This window comes from Streptomyces aurantiacus (assembly GCF_001418335.1).
Classification (GTDB): domain Bacteria; phylum Actinomycetota; class Actinomycetes; order Streptomycetales; family Streptomycetaceae; genus Streptomyces; species Streptomyces aurantiacus.
Window position 1 is genome coordinate 1 of record NZ_LIPP01000529.1, and the last position, 1,119, is coordinate 1,119.

Annotated in this window: 1 protein-coding gene and 1 pseudogene; both read left to right on the forward strand. The window is 69.9% G+C overall.

The genetic code is table 11. The annotated features are described in order from the left end of the window. Positions 1 to 210, forward strand: a pseudogene (locus AOK01_RS39945) (carboxylesterase/lipase family protein); the annotation flags it as partial. 432 nt (positions 211 to 642) lie between these two features. Then, positions 643 to 1,119, forward strand: a 477-nt coding sequence (locus AOK01_RS39950) for a M23 family metallopeptidase (RefSeq protein WP_055520548.1), incomplete at its 3' end; no start/stop codon positions are given.

Genomic DNA, 1,119 nt, shown 5'->3' on the forward strand with positions numbered 1-1,119 from the left:
GCCGCGGGGGAGCTGTCGGGGCTGTTCGGGGCCGCGTGGACGGGGTTCGCAGCGGGGGAGGGGCCGGGGTGGCCCGCGTACGACGTCGAGCGGCGGCTGGTGCGGCTCTTCGACGCGCGGCCGACCGTGACCGCGTATCCCGAGGAGGTGTCGCGGGCGCTGTGGAAGGGGCACGTCTTCGGGGCGTTGCCGCTGGTGGGACGGGGCTGAGGCTGTAGCCCCCGTCACATCACCGGGTCTCTGGATCTTGCTGCCCGGTGACATGACGCACAGGCGTTTTCGCCCCTACTAGGGGTGATAGTGGCGGAGGCGAGGTGGACAAAAAGGACCTTTGACCCTAGGGGTGGGACTGGAGTCCTTCGTCGGTGACGGCGGAGCCGGTGAGGTGGGGCCGGGCCGGAGAGGGCTTGTGTGAAGTGCGGATAAACCGGGCTCCCAATAAAAAAACGGGTGAAATCGGTACTGGTTGGTTGTTCTGTCAAGGAGTCGGAAGTTTTGGGGTCAAGTACGACTTGAGGTCGTAGATGGGGGTTTTGGGGGATGGCGGGGGTGCGGGTTACCAAGGGATGACTCGCCCGGCGCATCGTCAGCGCGCCGGGTGGATCGATGTCCGTCCCCCCCTCGCCCCGGAGGTAGTCCCCCATGTCGCAGCGCACCGAGTTCCGCATACCCGGCACGACCCAGCTCCGTGCCAGGGCGGCCGTCCTGGCCCTCGGCCTGGGAGTCTCGGCCGCCGTCGGAGCCGGGGCCGCGGTCGCCGCCGACGCCAAGCCGAGCGCCGTCGCCCTGCCGGCCTCCGCCGCCGTCTCCGTACAGCAGCAGGCCACCGCCCAGGCCAAGGCCGCCGCCCACTCGAAGAGCGAGACGGCCGCCAAGAAGGCCGCGGCCAAGCCGGCTGCCGCGAAGAAGGCGTCCTCCTGGGTCGACCCGGTCAAGAAGTACAAGCTCTCCGCGAGCTTCGCCCAGGCCGGCAATCTGTGGTCGTCCACCCACTCCGGCCAGGACTTCGCCGTCGCCTCCGGCACTCAGGTCGTCGCCGCCCACGGCGGCACCGTCGTGAAGACCGGCGGCAACGGCGCAGGCGACGGGCCCGCGTACGGCAACGCCGTCGTGATCAAG